Consider the following 22,417-nt stretch of genomic DNA (forward strand, 5'->3'; position numbering starts at 1 on the left):
AAGGTCCTTCGCTGTGCTCAGGATGACACATTTACTTCCTACCCTCTTACCCCCTAAGAACTCCTCTTCAACGACGACTGCCGCACTACTAAATCACCGGCAATGACGAAGGTGCGGGGCTGGAAGTTTTCCTTTTGCTGTACCTGCTCCAAGAACAGACGGGCCGCTTGTTGCCCAATGCGGTAGGGGTGCAGGTCGATGGTGGTGAGGCCTGGCTCGATAAGGGCCGCCAGAAACTCGTCGCCGAAGCCCACAATGGCCACGTCTTGCGGCACGCGGAGGTTGCGCTGTTTCAGGGCCAGAATCAGGTCGAAGGCGTTGGTGTAATTGATGGCGAAGATGGCGTCCGGCGGTTCGGGTAGGGCCAGCCAAGTAGCCAAGGCTGCTTCGGCTGCCTCAGACCGGAAGTTGATGTGGGCGCGTAATTCGTCGAGTATCGGCAGGCCGTGTTTCTGCAAGGCGCTGAGGTAGCCCGCCTCCCGCTGCTGACTGATGAGCAGCGACGCAGGTCCGGCCAGAATGGCAATGCGCCGGCAGCCCTGCTCAATTAGGTGCTCCGTGAGCACAAAGGCGGCGTGCCAGTCGTCCAGAATCACTTTGGCGCTATCTATCTCGTCGCTGACTCTATCGAAATGCACCACCGGAATGCCCCGGCTGGCGGGCGGCTTCACGTGGTCGAAATTTTCCGTTTCGCGGGAATGGCAGATCAGCAGACCGTCTACCCGGCTAGCTACCAGCGCCTGCACGTTGCTCACCTCCATTTGATACGATTCCTTCGACTGGCAGATCATCACGCGGTAGCCCGCCTCGGCTGCTACTTGCTGAATACCGCTGACAGCCGTAGCAAAAAACGGCCGTTCAATATCGGGTATCACCACGCCAATGGTATTGGTTTCGCTGCTTTTTAGACTCTGGGCCAATAAGTTGGGCTGGTAGTCGAGTTGGCGGGCTACCTCCAGAATAGCTTGGCGCGTGTTGGCATTGATGTCGGTGTGTCCGTTCATGGCTCGCGACACGGTGGAGGGCGCCACGCCCAGCACTTTGGCCACATCGCTGATGGTAGTCTGGTGGCGCTTGCGCGGTGGGGTAGGAGGGGCCGAGGCGGCATCAGTGAAGTGATAGTCGCAGGCTTTGCAGAAGTAACGCTGGCGGCCCCGAATAAACCCAGCCCGCATCACAGAATCGGCTAAGCCGCACTTGGTACACTTCATCATAGTTGAATGGTATTTTGGGAAAGGGAAGTAGTATCAAACAAATAAACGCACAGGAATAGTCGTTTCATTATTCAAAGATAAACTACAAATATTTTTTTAACGAAGTAACGAAAAAAATACCTATCGGAACCGTTTTCGAAAACGTTTACGATAGTTTTATTTATGCAAACAGTCATTTGGAGGGTTACTGTAACGTTTGCGGAGACGATTGTATGGTTAACTTCGACAGGAATTGAGGCACAAAAGCAATAGAGTAACGTACGCCTTCATACGTCTGCCTGAAGCTGTAATGTGTCTTAAAATTGTATTATAACAAGTAAAGGTCATGTTGCAAACCATGCGTTGGTTCGGTCCGCAAGATCCGGTTTCGTTGGCTGCTTTGCGGCAGGCAGGCTGCGCGGGAGTGGTAACAGCACTGCACCAAATGCCAGTAGGCGCAGTGTGGAGCGTAGCGGCTATTCAGGAGCGTCAGCAACTCATTGAAGCCGACAACGACAAGCAGACACCCCTGCACTGGGCGGTGGTGGAGAGCCTGCCCGTACACGAGGATATCAAGAAAGGTCGCCCCACCCGCGACCAGTACATTGCCGCCTATCAGGAATCGTTGCGCAACTTGGCGGCCTGTGGTATCCGCACGGTGTGTTACAACTTTATGCCCGTGCTGGACTGGTCGCGCACCAACCTAAGCTACCCCATGCCCGACGGCTCGCGGGCGCTACGCTTTGTGTGGCAGGACTTTGCTTTGTTCGACTTGTGCATTCTGCGCCGTCCCGGTGCCGAGGCAGATTACGAGCCCGCCGTGGCAGAAGCTGCCCGCCAACAGTTTGCGGCCATGACAACGGAGGAAGTACAACTCCTCACCAACGTAGTGCTGCTGGGCCTGCCCGGCTCGGAGGAAGCGTTTGAGCTGCACCAGTTTCAATCCTTACTGAACGAATACGCTGCCATCGACGCGGCTGCGCTGCGCGAGAACCTGCACTACTTCGTGCGGGCCGTGGCTCCCGTGGCCGAGGAACTAGGCATCGGCCTGTGTATCCACCCCGATGACCCGCCCTACCCCTTACTGGGTCTACCCCGTGTGGTGAGCACCGAGGCCGACCTCACGGCCCTGCTCGCGGCCTGCGAAGTGCCTGCCAACGGCATCACGTTTTGCACGGGCTCGCTGGGCATACGCACTGATAACGACCTGCCCGGCATGATACAACGCCTGGGGCACCGCATCCACTTTGTGCACCTGCGCTCCACCAAGCGTGAGGAAAACCCGCGCAACTTCCACGAAGCCGACCACCTCACCGGCGACGTGGATATGTATGCCGTGGTGCGGGCGCTGGTAGAAGAAGAGCTGCGTCGGGAAGCTGCTGGTGAAGAAAAAACCACCCTCCCCATGCGCCCCGACCACGGCCACCAGATGCTCGACGACCTGGAAAAGCGCACCTATCCTGGCTACTCGGCTATTGGCCGCTTGCGTGGCTTGGCCGAGTTGCGTGGGTTGGAGCTAGGTATCCGCCGCAGCTTGTCGGACCAAGCCGCCGCAGAGAAATCGACGCTTGCCATGCTCTCCGTTGATGCGCGCTGACAATAAATAACTAGCTGATTTTCAAAATAAAAAGACACAAGAATGGCCGGCTGAGTAGCTGGCCAGTTCGCTCCCTCTATGCCGTACCGCTACCTTCTGTTTCTGCTGCTATGTCTACTCGCCCACCGCGGCCTCGCCGACGATGGCTACAGGCTGTGGCTGAAGTACGACCAGTTGCCAGAGGCCAGTCAGCGTAAGGCGGCGTTGCGCAATGCCCGCTTCATTGCTGTGCCAGCCAACGCGTCGGCTACCCTGCAAACCGCTGCTCGCGAGCTGCAAACGGGTTTGCAAGCGCTGCTGGGGCAGGCGGTGCCAGTAGGGGAGGCGCGCGGCAAAGGTGGGATTATGCTAACCGTAGCCCCCGACGTCGCCTTAGGCCGTGAGGGCTACCGGGTAACCACCCAAGACGGCAACATCCGCATCAGCGGCCCTACCGATGCGGGTGTGCTCTACGGGAGCTTTGCGCTGCTGCGTCACTTGCAAACCGGTCAGTCGCTGGCCGGTATCAACTTGAGCAGCCAACCAAAGATTCAATACCGCCTTCTCAATCACTGGGATAACCCCAACGGCTCTGTGGAGCGCGGCTATGCAGGCTCCAGCATCTGGAAATGGCAGGAACTGCCCGAGGTGCTCGACCCACGCTACCAAGACTACGCCCGCGCCAATGCCTCTATTGGTATTAATGGGGTAGTGCTCAACAACGTAAATGCTAGCCCCCGCCTGCTCACGGCCGAGTACCTGCGCAAAGTAGCCGCCCTGGCCGGCGTAATGCGGCCCTATGGTATTCGGGTGTATCTGTCGGTGTTTTGGGCGGCGCCCAAAGTACTGGGTGGTCTCCCTACCTCCGACCCATTGGACCCACAGGTGAAGCGCTGGTGGGCGGCCAAAATGGACGAAATCTACCGGGCCGTGCCTGATTTTGGGGGCTTCGTGGTGAAGGCGAATTCTGAAGGCGAACCAGGCCCGCAGGACTACGGCCGCAACCACGCCCAAGGCGCCAACATGCTGGCCGAAGCCCTGGGCCAACACGATGGTATTGTGATGTGGCGCGCTTTCGTGTACAAGGCCGACGGGAGCGGCGACCGTTTCAAGGAAGCCTACCAGGAATTTCAGCCATTGGATGGGCAGTTCACCCCCAAGGTGCTAGTGCAGGTGAAAAACGGGCCGATTGATTTTCAGGCGCGGGAGCCGTTTCACCCACTTTTTGGCAAGATGCCCCGCACCCCGCTGGTGCTGGAAGTGCAGCTTACGCAGGAATACCTGGGCTTTGCTACCCACCTAGTGTATCTCGCTCCCCTGATCAAAGAATGCCTGGAAGCCGACACCTACGCCAAAGGGCGGGGCTCGACGGTAGCCAAGGTGGTAGACGGCAGCTTAGACCAACACCGCATCAGCGGCATTGCCGGGGTAGCCAACATCGGCGCCGACCGCAACTGGACGGGCCACCCCATGGGCCAAGCCAACTGGTACGCTTTCGGGCGCCTGGCCTGGGACCATACCCTCACCGCCAAAGCTATTGCGCAGGAGTGGACGCACATGACGCTGACCCAAGAACCCAAGGCCGTTGCTACCATTGTGGCGTTGCTGGAACAGTCGCGCAGCATTTACGTGCGCTACACTACGCCGATGGGCCTGCACCACATCATGGGGCAGACGTTGCACTATGGTCCCGAGCCCTGGTTGGCCAAGAGTGCCCGCCCCGACTGGACCGCCGTGTACTACCACCGGGCCGACGCCGAGGGCCTGGGTTTCGACCGTACCGCCCAGGGTAGCAATGCCCTCAGCCTCTACTACCCGCCCGTGCAGCAGCAATGGGGCACGTTGGCTACCTGCCCGCTCAACTACCTGCTCTGGTTTCACCACGTGCCCTGGGACTATAAACTCAGTACCGGCCGCACTCTCTGGAACGAACTAACTACTCGCTACTACACCGGCGCTGACTCGGTGCAGTGGATGCAGCAACAGTGGGCGCAGGTGCAACCCGCCGTGGACCCCGCCCTGCACGCCGACGTGACGGCTCGCCTGCACGTGCAGCAGCGCGAGGCCCTGTGGTGGCGCGATGCCTGCGTGCTCTACTTCCAATCCATAGCGCGCCGGCCGTTACCGCCGGGCCTGCCGCCGCCCACCCGCACCCTAGCCGACATTAAAGAACAAGTTGATACCTATCAACTTCGCTAGTTATTTTTCTCATTTTCAATTGCCTGGCTTCCTGGTACATGAACACGCATTTGGTTTCTCCTGCTTCTAACGGCCACGCGTCGCACCCGACGGCGCAGCCGCATAACGTTTTCTCCCTGGAAGGACGCCTGGCCCTTATTACGGGCGGTGGCAGCGGCATTGGGCTAGAAATAGCCCGCTGCATGCTCACGGCCGGCGCTACTGTGGTGATTACCGGCCGCCGCGAGGAAGTCCTGAAGGAGGCTGTAGCCGGCTTGGGCGAACGGGCCGCTTACATGGTAAACGACGTGACGGAGCGGACGTCGCTGGAGGAACTGGTGGAGCAGATTGAGGCGGCACACGGTCCGCTGGATATCCTCGTCAACAACGCCGGTATCAACATGAAGAAGCCCGCACTGGAAGTAACCGACGAGGAATTTGACCGCATCGTGCACACCAATTTGAACGCGGTATTTGCCCTCACCCGCGTGTGCGCCCGCCGCATGATGGCCCGCCAGCGCGGCGTAATTCTGATGATTTCCTCCATGGCCGCCTACTACGGTATCGACCGGGTAGCCGCCTATGCAGCCTCCAAGGCAGGTTTGGAAGGGATGGTAAAAGTGCTGGCCTCGGAATTTTCAGGCGCTGGGGTGCGGGTGAATGCCATTGCACCCGGCTTCATCGAAACAGCCATGAGCCGCACCGCCATGAACAATGACCCCGACCGCCGCGACCGGGCCATGCGCCGCACGCCCATGGGCAAGTTTGGCCAGCCCGAGGACATTGGTAATGCCGCTGTGTTCCTGGCCTCCGACGCGGCCCGCTACATCACCGGCGCCTCGCTGCCCGTGGATGGCGGCAATTCTATTGGGTTCTAGTTTTTAATGTTTCTCCAAATTCCTACCACCATGCATTCACCATTACGAAAAACGGTCTTAGGCCTGAGTTTGCCGCTGTTTGCGGCCGTAGGACTACCCACTGTTAGTCTGTTTCTACCGACTGCGCAGGTGATGGCGCAAGCCTCACAAACAGTTTCCGGCCAGGTTGTCGGGGCAGATAGCAACGAAGGTATTCCCGGCGTTACGGTTCTGCAAAAAGGTACCACCAATGGCGTCTCAACCAATAGCAGTGGGGAGTATACGCTGTCGGTTCCTGCTGGGAGCACGCTGGTATTCAGCGCTATCGGTTATGTAAGCCAGGAAGCAGTTGTTTCGGGCGCCACTGTGAACATCAAGCTGGCAACTGATACCAAGGCGCTGGATGAGGTAGTAGTGGTGGGGTATGGTACTCAGCGCGCAGAAGCCGTAACGGGTTCAGTGGCTTCTATCAGCGGTGAAAATCTGCGTGAAGTGCCCTCGGCTAACATCTCGCAGGCTCTGCAAGGCCGGTTGCCGGGTGTGCAGTTCTCGCAGACCTCCTCGCAGCCGGGCGCTGCCACGCAGATTCGCATCCGCGGGGTACGGTCCCTTACTGCTAGTAATGATCCGCTGATCGTACTGGACGGCATCCCGTTCCCGGGCTCTATCGGCGACATCAACCCCAACGACATCCAGAGCGTTGACATTCTGAAAGATGCCTCGGCCACCGCTATCTACGGCTCGCGCGGAGCCAACGGCGTGGTACTGGTAACCACCAAGCGGGGCAAAGTTGGGCAGAAGGCGCAAGTAGTGTACGATGGGTTTGTGGGCGCGAAAACACTCTTCGCCAAATACCCCATGATGAATGGGCCCGAGTTTGTTGAGCTTCGCCGGGCTGCGGGCCTGTACTCCAACCCCGCCACCGGCGCTGTTCAGTACGGCCTAGATGAGTCGCCTGACGTGGATACCGATTGGCAGGACAAGCTCTATCGAACTGGGATGCAGATCAACCAGAACGTGGGGATTTCCGGCGGCACGCAGAATGGGCGGTACAACTTCAACGCGGGCTATTACCAGGAAGAAGGCGTAATCCCTACCCAGCAGTACACCCGCTATACGGTACGTGGAGGACTAGACCAGGGCGTGGGTAAATATGTCCGGTTGGGTTTCACAGTAAACAATAGCTATAGCCTAACAGAAGGCTCCAACGTAGGCATATACGGTACATTGAACTCAACCCCCATTGCCAATCCGTACAACGCCGACGGCTCTTTAAAAAGAGTTATTAGCATGGTGGCAGATAACCAATGGGTGTATACCAGAGATGTCGTAGAGGCTAATAAAGATAGATGGTTGAGCCAAACGCGAAGCCTAGCCAGCTACAACTCCATCTACGGGGAGTTTAAGATTCCGGGAGTAGAAGGATTGAAGTATCGCCTCAATTTGGGGGTAAACTACCGCCAGAGCCAGGGTGGCTCTTATACCGGGCAGGGTATCGGCTCCGACAATCCTACTAACCCTTCTACGGCCTCGGTTAGCAACTCCGTTACGACCGATTATACCGTCGAAAACCTGCTGACCTACGACCGCACTTTTGCTGGCAAGCATAATATAAATGCGGTGGCCCTATACTCGGCTTCCAATAACGTGTTTAACCGGTCGCAGATTAATGCCCGGGATATTCCTTCTGACGCCTTCCAGTTCTACAACCTGGGGCTGACGACGCCCGATTTAATCACGGTAAACCCTGGTGACCAGCAGTACCAAAAATTTGGTTTGTTGTCTTATATGGGCCGCGTGATGTATTCCTACGACGACCGGTATCTACTGTCGGCTACGGTTCGTTCGGACGGTTCCTCGCGCCTCTCGCCGGGCTACCAATGGAATACCTATCCCGCTGTATCAGTAGGCTGGAACGTAGCCCGCGAGTCGTTCATGCAGGATGTGACGGCCATAAATCTGCTGAAATTCCGGGCTGGCTACGGCGTCACGTCAAACCAGGCAGTTTTACCGTACGCTACCTTGGGCCTGCTGTCAACCCGCCCCTACAACTTTGGCCCTACCAACTACCAGACCGGCCTATTTGTAACCCAGTTGCCTAACTCAAAATTGGGCTGGGAGTACTCGAAAACCTGGAACTACGGGGTGGATTTTGCGGTCCTGAACAACCGTCTTTCCGGTACGGTTGAGTACTACGTTACTAAAACCGAAAACCTACTGCTTAGTGTAGGATTGCCGCCGACCTCAGGCGTAGGGAGCTACACGGCCAACGTGGGCTCCACCCAGAATAAAGGCATTGAACTTTCGTTGAACGGGGTAATCCTGGAAAATCTCAACGGCTGGACCTGGGAAGCGGGTGTCAACATGTACGCCAACCGCAACAAGATTACGGCGCTGGCCGGCGAGCGAACCCGGGACGAGGGAAACTGGTGGTTTGTAGGCAAGCCAATCAACGTAGTGTTTGACTATGAGAAAGTAGGGCTCTGGCAGCAAGAAGAGCCATATCGGGACATTCTGGAGCCCGGCGGAGCCGCAGGGATGATCAAGGTAAAATATACCGGTGACTACAATGCGGATGGCACTCCTACCCGCGCCATTGGCGCAGCCGACCGGCAGATTCTGGATACTAACCCCAAATTTCAGGGAGGATTTAATACCCGGGTTGCCTACAAAGGCTTTGATCTGAGCGCAGTGGCTGCCTTCCAAAACGGTGGTCTGCTCAACAGTACCATTTACGGCTCGGCAGGTTACCTGAACATGCTGACTGGTCGTCGCGGAAACGTGAAGGTGGATTACTGGACGCCTGAAAATACGGATGCCAAATACCCCAACCCAGCTGGCCCTAGAAGCGGCGACAATCCAAAATACGGCAGCACACTGGGCTACTTCGATGCCTCATATATGAAGATTCGCACCATCACCCTCGGCTATAACTTCGATAATATCAGCTGGTTGCAAAACAAGGGCGTGAGCAGAATGCGTTTTTACGTGACGGCTCAGAACCCCTTCGTATTCTTCTCGCCCTACAAGCGTGAGTCGGGCATGGATCCGGAAACCAACTCGTTCGGCGACCAGAACGCGGCCGTGCCTTATAGCGGCAACCTGAGCCGCATCCTGACCTTGGGTACCAATGCGCCTGCCACCCGCACCTATCTGGCAGGCCTTAACCTTACTTTCTAAGAAAATCAGACATGAAACGCTCTACTATAAAATTTCTGATTGGCGCAGCCGTGATATCGATGTCTGCGACCGGGTGTGAGGATATTTTGGACGAACAGCCCAGAAGTATCTATGAGCCGGGCTTCTTTCAAACCGAACGAGGCGTTAGCGGAGGGGTGACATCCTTATACGCTCACCTACGCTACATCTACGGGGATGCCTACTATTACAACACTACCGAAACCGGAACGGACGAAGTAACCTACGGGCAAAGCGCTGACGAGAACTTTCTGGCCATGGACTTCTCGGGCAGAGCGGTACTGAATGCCAACAACAGCCGTGCTGACCGAGTATGGTATGCGGCATTCCCTAACATCAATACGGCTAGCGGCATTATTCAAAATGCTTCCGCCGTGGGTACCGTTTCGCCGGCCTTGGTGGCTGAAGCACGATTCTTCCGGGCCTTCGACTACTTCCTGTTGGTACAAACTTTTGGTGGGGTGCCATTGGATTTAGGTTCGGGAGAACTGGAGTTTAACACCAACCCGATTAGAACCTCAGTCCGTAACACGGTACCCGAAGTCTATACTAAAGCGGTTTTCCCGGATCTGTTGAAGGCTATTGCTGATTTGCCGGCTAATCCGCGGGTTACGGGCGGCGTAACCAAAACGGTTGCCCGTCTCTACCTGGCCAAAGCCTACCTGACGTATGCCTGGTGGCTGGAAAACCCGAACAATATTCCGACGTATCCGGCCGCGCAGCGGGTAGATCCGAACGGCAAAAACGCCCAGTGGTATTACCAAGAGGCTTATAATGTGGCCACCGAGGGTATTGATAACCCAGGGCCATATCGTTTGCTGCCTACGTACTATGACGTGAACGTGGGCACGAATGACCGCAATGCGGAAACGATGTTGTACGCCGACCACACCGAATCCAGCGAGCAATACAACGGAAGCAGTTTAAGCTTTGGTAGCGGTGGGGCCCCTGATAACTTTGCCGGCTGGATGCTGACCTGGAACTACACCGCCATTAGAAGCTTTAAAACTTCAGATGCAACCGGCACCGGCAATGCGTCTTCCGTGCAGCGGGAAGCCGTGCAGCCGTTGGGTCGTCCTTGGGTTCGGATGGCTCCTACCATCGGCGCTGTTGCCACCACCTTTGCCGACAAAACCAACGATTCGCGCTACGATGGTACGTTTACGACAGTATACCGCGGCAACTGGCTGAAAGGAACGGGCGTTCCGGAAGCGACTTTGTATAATGCTAACAAGCTGCCGGTAAACCAGGGCGATGCCATCCTGACGTTCCTGAATGCCGATCCGGCTACTGCTATTACCTACCCCAGCGGGGCCGGTGGCAGTGGGGTAGGCGCAGGCGTACTACCCGGCCGTGCCGATTGGGTAATTGCCCCCAATGGTATCAGTCGAATTGTTTATCCGGGGCTGTGGAAACTTGGTCCTTACCGCACGGATAACGGTACGGGCTTAGGACAACCCAATGCCGCCAGCACGCGTCCGTTCAACATCGCCAAGTTCTCTGAGCTATACTTCGTAGCTGCCGAAGCAGCCGTGAAAGGAGCAACTCCTAAAACAGATAAGAGCGCCCGCGAATTGATCAATGTGATTCGGGCCCGGGCCGGCAAGTGGCGTTTCGACAATAACGGCAACGTGCCCAAAGTGCAGGATAATAGCGCTGCCATGGTAGCGGCTACCCCAACCGCTATAGACATTAACTACATCCTGGCCGAACGCTCGCGCGAGTACTACGGCGAAGGCTACCGTTGGTTTGATCTGGTGCGCACCCAGAAATGGAACGAGCTGGCTGGTACCTACCGTATTGCGGGCAACAACTACGGCGACCATACGCCTGCTACCGTCACGCGGACCATCCAACCCTACCACTACCTACGCCCCATTCCGCAGGGGCAGCTTGATGCATTAGACATGCCGGCAGAGGCAAAAGCCGCTTACCAAAACCCCAGCTACCAATAGGCTGATGCAAAAGATTGGCTGCCCGTCTTGGGCAGCCAATCTTTTCTTTTTTCTCTGAGGCGTTGTGTGCGCAGAAGGATAGTAAACTGTATAGTAGCACGCACGGCAAGTTGCTGGTACGTGTGAGGAAGCGCGAGCCCGTCTTTTTAGGTATTGAGATTATCGGTTGCTACGGTCGTCCCTGGCAGCTGCGGATTAGCTGCGAGCAAGCGTATTCAAACACTGACGCATGAATTCCTTTCTAAAAGTAGTATTGTTTTCCTGTACCTGCGTGCTGCCCGCCCCGGCAGCATTCAGCCAAATTCGCCTGCCAAAGCTCGTGAGTAATGGCATGGTACTACAGCGCGAGAAACCCATCACCATCTGGGGCTGGGCCGCAGCGGGGGAGAAAGTCACCATCACTTTTCAGGGTAAAACCTACCGCGCCACTGCCGATACTAAGGGGCAGTGGCGCGTGAGCCTACCCGCCATGAAAGCCGGTGGTCCTTACGATATGACCCTGGCGGCTAGCAACCAAGTGAAAATAAGCAACATTCTACTTGGGGACGTGTGGCTGTGCTCGGGGCAGTCGAACATGGAAACTACCATGACCCGCGTGCGCGACAAGTACCCTGAGGAAGTAGCCACCGCCAACAACCCGCGCATCCGCCAGTTCAACGTGCCGATGAGCTATGCGTTCAACGGTCCGAAAGCCGACCTGAAAGGCGGCAGCTGGGTACCCGTGACGCCGCAAACCATTGGCGACTACTCGGCCGTGGCCTACTTTTTTGCCAAGGACTTGTACGCCAAGTATAAAGTACCCATTGGTATCATAAAAGATGCTGTGGGTGGCTCGCCGGCCGAAGCCTGGCTGAGCGCCGACGCCCTCAAGCAATTCCCTACCTATCAGCAAGCCGCCGAAAAGTACAAGGACAGCACTCTGGTAGCCAGCACCCAGCAGCGCGACCAAGCCGCGGGCCGCGACTGGCAGCAGCGCCTCTACAAAGCTGACCAGGGCGAAGCGCCCGGCCAAACCAAATGGTCTGACCCCAGCTACAACGCCGCCGACTGGGCCACCATGAACGTACCCGGCTACTGGGCCAACCAAACCCCGTTGGGACCCGTGAACGGTGTGCTCTGGTTCCGGAAGGAAGTGGACGTACCGGCCAGCATGGTGGGCAAGCCCGCTCGCCTGGAGCTGGGTACGCTGGTAGATGCCGACTCTACCTATATCAACGGGCAGCTGGTGGGCAGCACCGGCTACCAGTATCCGCCCCGCAAGTACGATTTTGGGCCGGGCGTGCTGAAGCTGGGTAAGAACACGGTGGTGGTGCGCTTGGTCAGCAATGGCGGGCGCGGAGGCTTCACCCTCGACAAGGAGTACCGCTTGATGGCTGGCGGCCAGACGCTGGATTTGCGCGGCCCCTGGCAGTACAAGGTAGGCGCCACGATGTCGCCCGCACCCGGTAGCACCACCTTTCAGTACCAGCCCGGTGGATTGTACAACGGCATGATTGCCCCCGTAACGCCCTACGCCATCAAAGGCATTCTGTGGTACCAGGGCGAGTCGAACGCCGGCCGGACGCAGGACTACCAGGCCCTGATGACCAGCCTGATTGCCGACTGGCGCCAGCACTTGCAGCAGCCCAATTTGCCTTTCCTCTTCGTGCAGTTACCCAACTTCAATGCCGCCAAGAAGGAGCCCGGTGAGAGCGGCTGGGCCATGATCCGCGATATTCAGCGCCACTTGCTGGAAGTGCCCAACACGGGCATGGCCGTGACGCTGGGCCTGGGCGAGTGGAATGACATTCACCCCGTAACCAAGCAGCCTGTGGGGCACCGCCTGGCTTTGGCCGCTCAAAAGGTAGCCTACGGCGACAAGAACGTGGTGGCCTCGGGGCCCCTTTACCAGTCGATGCAAAAGAACGGCAACAAGGCTACCCTCACGTTTTCGGGGGTAGGCAGCGGCCTGGTAATCCAGAGCAAAGGCCCGCTGGAAGGCTTTGCCGTGGCGGGCGCCGACCATAAATTTCACTGGGCGCAGGCCCGTATCGAAGGTAATAAGGTGGTGGTGTGGAGCGACCAGGTGCAGGACCCCGTAGCCGTGCGCTACGCCTGGGCCGACAACCCCGAAAACGCCAACTTAGCCAACAAAGAAGGCCTTCCCGCTTCTACATTCCGCACCGATGATTTCTAATTCCAAACGCTTTCTAACGAGTCTGTTGCTGGCGGGCTTGAGCCTCAGTGCCCAGGCGCAGCAGTCGGCCACGGCCCTCTACCTCGACCCCAAGCAGCCGCTGAACGCTCGCGTCAACGACCTAATCAGCAAGCTCACGCTGGAAGAGAAGGCCGATCAGATGATGTACAACAGCAAGGCCATCGAGCGGCTGAACATCCCGGCGTATAACTGGTGGAACGAGGCCCTGCACGGGGTAGGGCGGGCCGGGGCGGCCACGGTATTTCCGCAGGCCATCGGGCTGGGCGCTACTTTCGATGAGGACTTGGCCAAACGTGTATCGACGGCTATTTCCGACGAAGCGCGGGCCATGTATAACGTGGCCGTGGCCAAGGGATACCGCCAGCAGTACAGCGGCCTCACCTTCTGGACACCCAACATCAACATCTTCCGCGACCCGCGCTGGGGTAGGGGACAAGAGACCTACGGCGAAGACCCTACCCTGACCGGCCGCCTGGGCGTGGCCTTTGTGCAGGGCTTGCAGGGCAACGACCCGCGCTACCTCAAAACTGCCGCCTGCGCCAAGCACTTTGCCGTGCACAGTGGCCCCGAGAAACTACGCCACGAGTTCAATGCCCAGGCCTCGCCTCAGGATTTGTGGGAAACCTATCTGCCCGCGTTTCACCAGCTGGTGAATGCCAAAGTAGAAGCCGTGATGTGCGCCTACAACGCCACTAATGGCGAACCGTGCTGCGGCAATAGCTACCTGCTGCAAGATGTGCTGCGTGGCCAATGGAAGTTCAAAGGTCACTTGGTAAGCGACTGTTGGGCGCTGGTGGACTTTTACCAGGGCCACAAAGTGGTGAAAACGCCCGCCGAGGCCGCTGCCCTGGCCCTGGAGCGAGGCGTGAACCTGAACTGCGGCAGTGTGTACCCATCCCTACCCGAAGCGGTGCAGAAGGGACTCACCACCGAAGCGAAAATGGACAGCTCGCTGGCCATTTTGCTGCGCACCCGCTTCAAGTTGGGCTTATTCGACCCGCAGGGGAGCAGTCCCTACGACAAGCTGGGCGCCGAAACCATCAACAGTGGTAAGCACCGCGCCTTGGCCCGCGAGGCGGCCCAAAAGTCGATTGTGCTGCTGAAAAACAACGGTGTGCTGCCCCTGCGCAACGATCTGGCCAAGTACTTCGTGACCGGTCCCAACGCTGCCAACCTAGATGCGCTGCTGGGCAATTACTACGGCGTGAACCCCTCCATGAGCACTATTCTGGAAGGCTTGGTGGCCGGCGTGAGCCCGGCCAGCCAGATGCAGTACCGCCCCGGTGCCCTGCTCGACCGCCCCAACCAAAACGGTGTGGACTGGGTGAGCGGCACGGCCCGCACCGTGGATGCTACGTTTGTGGTGCTGGGTATCAATGGGTTGCTGGAAGGGGAGGAGGGCGAATCTATTGCCTCGCCCTCGTTCGGTGACCGGCTCGACTACAACCTGCCCAAAAACCAGATTGATTTCTTGCGCGGCCTGCGCAAAAACAACGACAAACCCATTGTGGCCATCGTGACAGGCGGCTCGCCCATGAACCTAGCCGAAGTGCATGAGCTGGCCGATGCCGTGGTGCTGGCCTGGTACCCCGGCGAGGAAGGCGGCAACGCCATTGCCGACGTGGTATTCGGCAAGGTAGCGCCCTCGGGCAAGCTGCCCATCACCTTCCCCAAATCTCTGGAGCAACTGCCTGCCTACGAAAACTACTCGATGCAGGGCCGCACCTACCGCTACATGACGCAGGAGCCGTTGTATCCCTTTGGCTTCGGGCTGAGCTACGGCAAATTCGAGTATGGTGGGCTGAAGCTGCCCAAGAAAGCAGCCAAGAATAAGCCCGTGGAGGTGGAAGCTACTGTGCGCAATACGGGTAAAATGGCCGGTGAGGAAGTGGTGCAGCTCTACGTAACGCATCCGTCCCGCGCCAGGCAGCAAGTGCCGCTGTTTGCGCTGAAGAACTTCCGCCGCGTGCGCCTGGAACCGGGTGCCAGCGCCACTGTGAAGTTTACACTCACGCCCGAACAACTGGCCTTGGTTAACGCCCAAGGCAAAACAGTAGCCGCCAACGGACCCGTTACGATTTCGGTGGGTGGCGCCCTCCCCGGCAAGCGCAGTCAGGCGCTAGGGGCCAGCGCGCCAGCCGTGGCTACAGTCGTCGTACGGTAACAAGATGGCGTTCAAAGCAGGATGAACTCCGTAGACTGTACAAGAAAAAAAATAGGTTTATTGCACCTATCGGAAACGTTTTCGAAAACGGTTCCGATATAAAAAAGGCTTTTACGCTTCGTTTAAGCGGTTTTCAGACTGGTATCCTGCTTAGTGCGGGTGTATATTTCGAGAATATTAACCCTACCTTTTCCTTCTATGAACTACCTGCTTGGGTATGATATCGGCAGCTCGTCGGTGAAAGTTGCGCTCCTAAATGCCGACACGGGTAAGTGCTTGGCCAGCGCCACCTCACCCCGGCAGGAAATGGAAATCCTGGCTGTGCAGGCGGGCTGGGCCGAGCAGCGTCCTGAGCGCTGGTGGCAGGAAGCCATCAACGCCACTCAGGAGTTGAAGGCCAGCTACGGTTTCGATGCGACGCAGGTGGCCGGCATAGGTATTACCTACCAGATGCACGGGTTGGTACTGATGGATAAGGCCGGCAAGGTCTTGCGCCCCGCCATCATCTGGTGCGACAGCCGCGCTGTAGACTACGGCAATGCGGCCTTCGAGGCCTTGGGCGAAGAATATTGCCTGCAAAATTTCCTCAACTCGCCCGGCAACTTTACGGCGTCCAAGCTGAAGTGGGTGCACGATAACGAGCCGGAGGTATACGCGCAAATCCACAAAATCCAGCTGCCCGGCGACTATATTGCCTTTCAGATGACGGGTGAGCTGCAAACCACCGTGTCGGGTCTGTCGGAAGGCGTGTTCTGGAACTTCCGCGAGCAGGCGGTAGCGCAAGAGCTGCTCGACTACTACGGTCTCGACCATGACTTGCTGCCTACCTTGGTAGATACCTTTGCCGAGCAGGGCCGCCTGACGCCCGAAGCCGCCCAAGAGCTAGGCCTGGCACCTGGAACACCCGTGAGTTACCGCGCCGGCGACCAGCCCAACAATGCCTTCTCCCTGAACGTGTTGCAGCCCGGCGAAATTGCCGCTACGGCCGGCACCTCGGGCGTGGTCTACGGCATCAGCGACCAGCCGGTGGTAGACTCCCGCTCTCGCGTGAATGCCTTCGTGCACGTGAACAGCCAGCCCGATCAGCCCCGCAACGGCATGCTGATGTGCATGAACGGCACGGGTATTCTCAATAGCTGGCTGCGCAAAATTGTGGGCGAGCTGCCTTATGATGAGATGAACCGCCTGGCTGCCCAGGCGCCGGTAGGCGCCGAGGAGTTGCTGTTCCTACCCTTCGGCAACGGCGCTGAGCGTATCCTCGAAAACGAGCCCACCACTGCCGAGCTGCTGGGCCTGAGCCTGACGCGCCACGACCGCACCCACGTGCTGCGCGCCGCCCAGGAAGGCATCGTGTATGCGCTTAACTACGGCATTGATATTATGCGGGTAGCGGGCGTGCAGGTGCACACCGTGCGTGCCGGCAACGCTAATATGTTCTTGAGCCCAGTGTTTCGGGAGGCCTTTGTGAATACGGCTAACGTGACGCTGGAACTCTACAACACCGATGCCGCCCAAGGTGCGGCCCGCGGCGCTGGGGTAGGAGTGGGGCTCTACGCCTCGCCCGCCGACGCCTTTGTAGGCCTGGAGCGCATCCTTACGCTGGCGCCTACCCCCGACTTGCAAACCCAATATCAGGAAGCCTATGCCCGATGGCACCAGGCGCTTACTCAACAGATTCTTTCAACTTCAACTATTTCCCACCATGTCGAGCAACACGCTAACTAAGACGGAGCATTTCAAAGGCATAGACGTTATCAAGTACGAAGGCCGCGAGTCGGACAACCCACTGGCGTTCAAATGGTACGATGAGAACCGTGTGGTAGCCGGCAAAACCATGAAGGAGCACCTGCGCTTCGCTGTGGCTTACTGGCATACCTTCACCGGCACCGGCGGCGACCCGTTTGGTCCTGGTACTAAAGAGTTTGGCTGGGATGCCAAGGGTGATATCCTGGGCCGCGCTCACGATAAGATGGACGCTGCTTTCGAGTTTTTTACCAAGCTGGGCACGCCCTACTACTGCTTCCACGACGTGGATTTGGTGGACGAGGCGTCTTCCCTGAAAGAGTACGAAAGCAACCTGCAAGCCATCGTGGGCTACGCCAAGCAGAAGCAGCAGGAAACCGGTGTGAAGCTGCTATGGGGCACGGCCAACGTGTTTTCGAACCCGCGCTATATGAACGGCGCCAGCACCAACCCCGACTTTTCGGTGCTGACTTATGCCGCTACCCAAGTGAAAAACTCGCTGGACGCGACCATCGCGCTGGGCGGTGAAAACTACGTGTTCTGGGGTGGCCGCGAGGGCTACATGACCCTGCTCAACACCAACATGAAGCGCGAGCTGGCGCACATGGGCCGCTTCCTGGCTACGGCCCGCGACTACGCCCGCAAGCAGGGCTTCACTGGCAAGTTCTTCATCGAGCCTAAGCCCGCTGAGCCTACCAAGCACCAGTACGATTTCGACGCCGCCACGGTAATCGGCTTCCTGAAAGAGTATGGCCTGGAAAACGATTTCATGCTGAACCTAGAAGTGAACCACGCTACCCTAGCTGGGCACACATTCCAGCACGAGTTGCAAGTGGCCGCCGACGCCAACATGCTGGGCTCAATGGACGCCAACCGCGGCGACTACCAGAACGGCTGGGACACCGACCAGTTCCCTAACAACCTGAACGAGCTGGCTGAGTCGATGCTGGTGATTCTGGAGGCCGGTGGCTTCAAGCACGGCGGCATCAACTTCGACGCCAAAACCCGCCGCAACTCCACCGACCTGGAGGACATCTTCATTGCCCACATTGCCGGTATGGACGCCTTCGCCCGCTCGCTGGTGATTGCCAACGACATTCTGGAGAAGTCGGCCTACAAGAAATTCCGCACCGAGCGTTACGCTTCGTTCGACTCGGGTGCGGGCGCGGCTTTCGAGCGCGGCGAGCTGACCCTGGAAGATCTGCGCCGCCTGGCCTTCGAGCATGGCGAGCCTACCCCCCGCAGCGGCAAGCAGGAGTGGCTGGAAAGCCTGATCAACCAATATATTTAAGCTGAAAAGATGAAATGCTCTCCCTGGTTGGCTGCCTAGCAACGAACCGGGGGGAGCATTTTTTCCATGTATGTATTCCCGCCACCCCATATGGGGGTAGGCGCGGGGCGGTATGTCCTATTACGATCTTCCTTATCGACTTTCCAATGAAAACTAAAAGCAGCCTATTGTATCTCGGTTTGGCTGGCTTCTGCCTGGGCTTTGTGCAGAAATCGGAGCCGACCCTGAAAGATGCTTATAAGAAGGATTTCTACGTGGGAGCGGCGCTTAACTACCGCCAAATCGGCGGACAAGACGCCCAGGCTATGGCCCTGATCAAGCAGCAATTCAACACCATCAGCCCCGAAAACCTGCTGAAGTGGGGTCCGGTGCACCCGCAGCCCGACAAGTACAACTTCAAGCCTGCCGACGACTACGTGGCCTTTGGCCAACAGAACAAGATGTTCATTGTGGGCCACACGTTGCTATGGCATCAGCAAACGCCCAATTGGGTGTTTGAGGGCGAGAACGGCCAACCCGCTAGCCGTGAGGTGCTGCTGAAACGTCTGGAGGACCACATCAACACCGTAGTGGGCCGCTACAAAGGCAAGATTGGCGGTTGGGACGTAGTGAATGAGGCCATCGACGACCAGCAGGGCGACCTGCGCAAGACCAAGTGGCTGGAAATCCTGGGCGAAGATTTCGCCGCCAAAGCTTTCGAGTACGCCCACAAAGCCGACCCCAAGGCTGAGCTCTATTACAACGATTACAGCCTCTACCATCCCGAAAAGCGGGAAGGTGTGATTAAATTGGTGAAAGGCTTGCAGGCCAAGGGCATCAAGGTAACAGCTATCGGCATGCAGGGCCACTACGGCCTCACCAAGCCTACCATTGCGCAGGTAGAAGAAAGTATTGTGGCCTTCTCGAAGCTGGGCGTGCACGTCAACTTCACGGAGCTGGATATTGATGTGCTGCCTAACCCCAGCCGCCGCCAAGGCGCCGACATTGCCGAGACCTTCGGTGCCGATGCCAAGTACAACGTCTACACCACAGGCCTACCCGACTCGGTGCAGCAGCAACTCACGAAACGATATGCCGACCTATTCGCGTTGTTCCGGAAGCACCGCGACGTGATTGACCGCATTACCCTCTGGGGCGTGACAGATGCCGATTCTTGGCTGAACGATTGGCCCATCAAGGGCCGCACCAGCTACCCGCTGCTGTTCGACCGTCAGTACCAGACCAAGCCCGCCTTCCGGGCTGTGGTGCAGGCTGCACGGTAGGAGCGCGTTGCACCACAGCTCATTTTCGTGGGCGTTGTGGTCAACTTCCCTACCTGCCATATGCAACGACGGGCGCGTGCAACGCGCCCCTACTACCCTGTTTCCTACCCGCGCGTTAACCCACCTACTATGCCTTCTTTATCTATTCCCCGGCGCTTCATCTTGCTGCTTGTTACCGGCCTGACGCTCGGTGCCACGCAGCCCGCTCAAGCCCTTGATGGCACTTCCTACGTCACGTCGAAAAAGCAAAAGGGCAGTTTCGCGCTGGAGGCTGGCGGCAAAGCCGCGCCACTCTACGCTAGCGCTCAGGACTGGCCAGGCGTGTTGCGAGCGGCTAAAGATTTGCAGGTCGACATCCACCGCGTGACCAGCGTGACGCCTACCCTCACCACCGACCAAGCGCCGAAGGGTAGGGAAGTGGTACTGATTGGCACCATCGGCAAGAGCCCGCTCATCGACCAGTTGGTGCGCGATAAGAAGCTCGACGTGTCGGGGGTAGCAGGCAAGTGGGAAGTGTTTGTGGAACAAATAGTTGACAAGCCAATGCCCGGCGTAGACCGCGCCCTGGTGATTGCCGGCAGCGACAAACGCGGCACCATCTACGGCATCTACGATTTGTCGGAGCAGATGGGGGTATCGCCGTGGTACTGGTGGGCCGATGTGCCAACCAAGCCCCAAAAGGCCTTGTATGTGGCGGCGGGTAGGCACACGCAGGGCGAACCGAAGGTGAAATACCGCGGCATCTTCATCAACGACGAGGCGCCGGCCATGTCGGGCTGGACGAAGGAGAAGTTTGGCGGCTTCAACTCGAAGATGTACACCCACATGTTTGAGCTGATCCTACGCCTGAAAGGTAACTACCTCTGGCCTGCCATGTGGGGCAACGCCTTCAACGACGACGACCCGCAAAACCCTGTGCTGGCCGACGAGTACGGTATTGTGATGGGCACCTCCCACCACGAACCCCTCACCCGCGCCCACGACGAGTGGCGCCGCTATGGCAAAGGCCCCTGGAACTACCAGACCAACGCCGACGTGCTGCGCGAGTTCTGGCGCGGTGGCATGCAGCGCATGGGCACCCGCGAAAACGTAGTGACCATTGGCATGCGCGGCGACGGCGACGAGCCGATGAGCGAGGGTAGCAATATTGCCCTGCTGGAGAAAATCGTGGCCGATCAGCGCCAGATTATTGCTGATGTAACTGGCAAGCCCGCCGAGCAGACGCCCCAGCTGTGGGCGCTCTACAAAGAAGTGCAAGACTACTACGATAAAGGCATGCGCGTGCCCGACGACGTGACCTTGCTCTTGTGCGACGATAACTGGGGCAATCTGCGCAAGCTGCCCAAACTGGGCGAGAAGCCCCGCGCCGGCGGATACGGCATTTACTACCACTTCGACTATGTGGGTGGCCCGCGCAACTACAAGTGGCTGAACACGAACCCGCTGCCACGCATCCGCGAGCAAATGCAACTGGCCCACGAGTACGGCGCAAACCAGATTTGGGTGGTGAATGTGGGTGACCTAAAGCCGATGGAGTTGCCTATCAGCTTCTTCCTCGACTATGCCTGGAACCCCGACAATATAAAAGCCGACGAGGTAGGCGAATACACTCGACAGTGGGCCGCCCAGCAGTTTGGCGAAAAGCACGCCGCGGGCATTGCCGATATTATGGCTAAATACGCCAAGTACAACGCCCGCCGCAAGCCTGAGCTGCTGAGTCAGAACACCTACAGCCTGATCAACTACAGCGAGTTTGCCACCGTGGTAGCCGACTACAACCAGCTGCTGGCCCAGGCTGAAACCATTGGCCGGCAACTTCCCGCCGCAGCGCAAGATGCCTACTTCGAGCTGGTGCTGCACCCCGTGCTGGCCTGCGCCAACCTGAACGAGCTGTACTACACCGTGGCCTTAAACCATGAAGCCGCTCAGCACAACCGAGCCAACACCAACGAGTTGGCAGCCAAGGCCAGGGCGCTGTTTGAGAAAGACGCCGAGATTTCGAAGCGCTACAACGCCATTGCCGGCGGCAAATGGAACCACATGATGGACCAGATGCACATCGGCTACAAGGCTTGGCACGACGAGAAGGCCGACAAAATGCCGGAGGTGCAAACCATTGCCGAAGCGGCGGCTACGGCGCCAGCGCTATCTGTTGCCGCGGCCGTGCAGAAACCACAGCCGCAACCCGCGCCGGGCGCGGCCTTTGTGGAAGCTGATGGCTACGTGTCCGTAGAGGCACCGCACTACAGCAAGGCTGTGGATGGTAGCCAAGCGAAATGGCAAACTATTCCGGACCTGGGGCGCACGCTGGGCGGCATCAGTACATATCCAACGACGGCGCCCATTACGCAACCTGGCGGCAACAGTCCACATCTGGAATATCAGATGCAGCTTTCTACGGCCGGCCCCGTCACTGTACAAGCATACCTGGCGCCTACCTTGAACTTTACAGGTGGCGAAGGGCTGCGTTACGCTGTGTCGTTCGACGACGAAGCCCCGCAAATCGTGAATCTGCACACGGGCATGGTAGCCGACAACAGCAACCGCCCCTGGGAAAAAGCTGTGGCCGAGAATATCATCCTGAAAACCACTCAGCACACCCTTGCCACGCCCGGCAAGCACATGCTGAAGTTCTGGCGCGTTGATCCGGGCGTGGTGCTGGAAAAGCTGGTGGTAGACTGCGGCGGACTGAAGCCCAGCTACCTGGGCCCGCCGGAAAGTGCTACGGGTACCAAGCCAGCTCCTGCGGCAACGAAAAACAGCGTGGGGCAGCGCTAGTGCTACCCCGCATGGCGTGCTCTAT

12 protein-coding genes are annotated in these 22,417 nt (G+C 58.1%); 11 read left to right on the forward strand and 1 reads right to left on the reverse strand.

Features of this window, described 5'->3' with window-relative positions:
• Positions 1-53 precede the first annotated feature (53 nt).
• Positions 54-1,214: a LacI family DNA-binding transcriptional regulator gene (locus tag KYK14_RS06240; RefSeq protein ID WP_208307432.1), complete on the reverse strand. Its 1,161-nt coding sequence runs from the start codon at positions 1,212-1,214 to the stop codon at positions 54-56.
• A 325-nt stretch (positions 1,215-1,539) separates the two neighbouring features.
• On the opposite strand from KYK14_RS06240, the gene uxuA reads away from it, so the two are divergent.
• From uxuA to KYK14_RS06295, 11 genes are all read left to right on the forward strand, one after another.
• Positions 1,540-2,790, forward strand: coding sequence for a mannonate dehydratase (gene uxuA / locus KYK14_RS06245; protein ID WP_219157864.1), 1,251 nt, complete (start codon positions 1,540-1,542; stop codon positions 2,788-2,790).
• A gap of 78 nt (positions 2,791-2,868) precedes the next feature.
• Entirely contained in the window at positions 2,869-4,968 is a 2,100-nt protein-coding gene (locus KYK14_RS06250; RefSeq protein ID WP_219157866.1) for an alpha-glucuronidase family glycosyl hydrolase, read from the forward strand.
• 38 nt (positions 4,969-5,006) lie between these two features.
• Positions 5,007-5,825 carry an SDR family NAD(P)-dependent oxidoreductase gene (locus KYK14_RS06255; RefSeq protein ID WP_185283969.1) on the forward strand — a complete coding sequence of 273 codons (819 nt, stop codon included), beginning with the start codon at positions 5,007-5,009 and terminating at the stop codon, positions 5,823-5,825.
• 30 nt (positions 5,826-5,855) lie between these two features.
• Positions 5,856-8,984, forward strand: coding sequence for a SusC/RagA family TonB-linked outer membrane protein (locus KYK14_RS06260; protein ID WP_185283968.1), 3,129 nt, complete (start codon positions 5,856-5,858; stop codon positions 8,982-8,984).
• A 155-nt stretch (positions 8,985-9,139) separates the two neighbouring features.
• Entirely contained in the window at positions 9,140-10,957 is a 1,818-nt protein-coding gene (locus KYK14_RS06265) for a RagB/SusD family nutrient uptake outer membrane protein (RefSeq protein ID WP_258049084.1), read from the forward strand.
• 229 nt (positions 10,958-11,186) lie between these two features.
• Positions 11,187-13,133, forward strand: a complete 1,947-nt coding sequence (locus tag KYK14_RS06270) for a sialate O-acetylesterase (protein WP_219157868.1) — start codon at positions 11,187-11,189, stop codon at positions 13,131-13,133.
• Positions 13,123-15,318, forward strand: coding sequence for a glycoside hydrolase family 3 N-terminal domain-containing protein (locus tag KYK14_RS06275; protein WP_219157870.1), 2,196 nt, complete (start codon positions 13,123-13,125; stop codon positions 15,316-15,318). Before KYK14_RS06270 ends, KYK14_RS06275 begins: the two co-directional genes overlap by 11 nt.
• A gap of 198 nt (positions 15,319-15,516) precedes the next feature.
• A complete protein-coding gene (locus KYK14_RS06280) occupies positions 15,517-17,043 on the forward strand; it encodes a xylulokinase (protein ID WP_219157872.1) in 1,527 nt (508 codons plus the stop codon).
• The gene (gene xylA, locus KYK14_RS06285) at positions 17,021-18,352 is read left to right on the forward strand and encodes a xylose isomerase (protein WP_219157874.1); all 1,332 of its coding nucleotides are present in this window, start codon (positions 17,021-17,023) and stop codon (positions 18,350-18,352) included. The genes KYK14_RS06280 and xylA overlap by 23 nt, the downstream gene beginning before the upstream one ends.
• A gap of 146 nt (positions 18,353-18,498) precedes the next feature.
• Entirely contained in the window at positions 18,499-19,614 is a 1,116-nt protein-coding gene (locus KYK14_RS06290) for an endo-1,4-beta-xylanase (protein ID WP_219157876.1), read from the forward strand.
• A 129-nt stretch (positions 19,615-19,743) separates the two neighbouring features.
• Complete coding sequence (locus KYK14_RS06295) at positions 19,744-22,392, forward strand: glycosyl hydrolase 115 family protein (RefSeq protein WP_219157878.1); 2,649 nt, start codon at positions 19,744-19,746, stop codon at positions 22,390-22,392.
• The last annotated feature ends 25 nt before the right edge of the window (positions 22,393-22,417 follow it).

Source organism: Hymenobacter profundi (assembly GCF_019334315.1).
In the GTDB taxonomy this organism is placed as follows: domain Bacteria; phylum Bacteroidota; class Bacteroidia; order Cytophagales; family Hymenobacteraceae; genus Hymenobacter; species Hymenobacter profundi.

Coding starts and splice junctions, on each gene's coding strand:
- KYK14_RS06290 (WP_219157876.1), top strand. CDS start 18,499: ATGAAAACTAAAAGCAGCCTATTGTATCTCGGTTTGGCTGGCTTCTGC.
- uxuA (WP_219157864.1), top strand. CDS start 1,540: ATGTTGCAAACCATGCGTTGGTTCGGTCCGCAAGATCCGGTTTCGTTG.
- KYK14_RS06280 (WP_219157872.1), top strand. CDS start 15,517: ATGAACTACCTGCTTGGGTATGATATCGGCAGCTCGTCGGTGAAAGTT.
- KYK14_RS06250 (WP_219157866.1), top strand. CDS start 2,869: ATGCCGTACCGCTACCTTCTGTTTCTGCTGCTATGTCTACTCGCCCAC.
- KYK14_RS06260 (WP_185283968.1), top strand. CDS start 5,856: ATGCATTCACCATTACGAAAAACGGTCTTAGGCCTGAGTTTGCCGCTG.
- xylA (WP_219157874.1), top strand. CDS start 17,021: ATGTCGAGCAACACGCTAACTAAGACGGAGCATTTCAAAGGCATAGAC.
- KYK14_RS06295 (WP_219157878.1), top strand. CDS start 19,744: ATGCCTTCTTTATCTATTCCCCGGCGCTTCATCTTGCTGCTTGTTACC.
- KYK14_RS06255 (WP_185283969.1), top strand. CDS start 5,007: ATGAACACGCATTTGGTTTCTCCTGCTTCTAACGGCCACGCGTCGCAC.
- KYK14_RS06240 (WP_208307432.1), bottom strand. CDS start 1,214: ATGATGAAGTGTACCAAGTGCGGCTTAGCCGATTCTGTGATGCGGGCT.
- KYK14_RS06275 (WP_219157870.1), top strand. CDS start 13,123: ATGATTTCTAATTCCAAACGCTTTCTAACGAGTCTGTTGCTGGCGGGC.
- KYK14_RS06270 (WP_219157868.1), top strand. CDS start 11,187: ATGAATTCCTTTCTAAAAGTAGTATTGTTTTCCTGTACCTGCGTGCTG.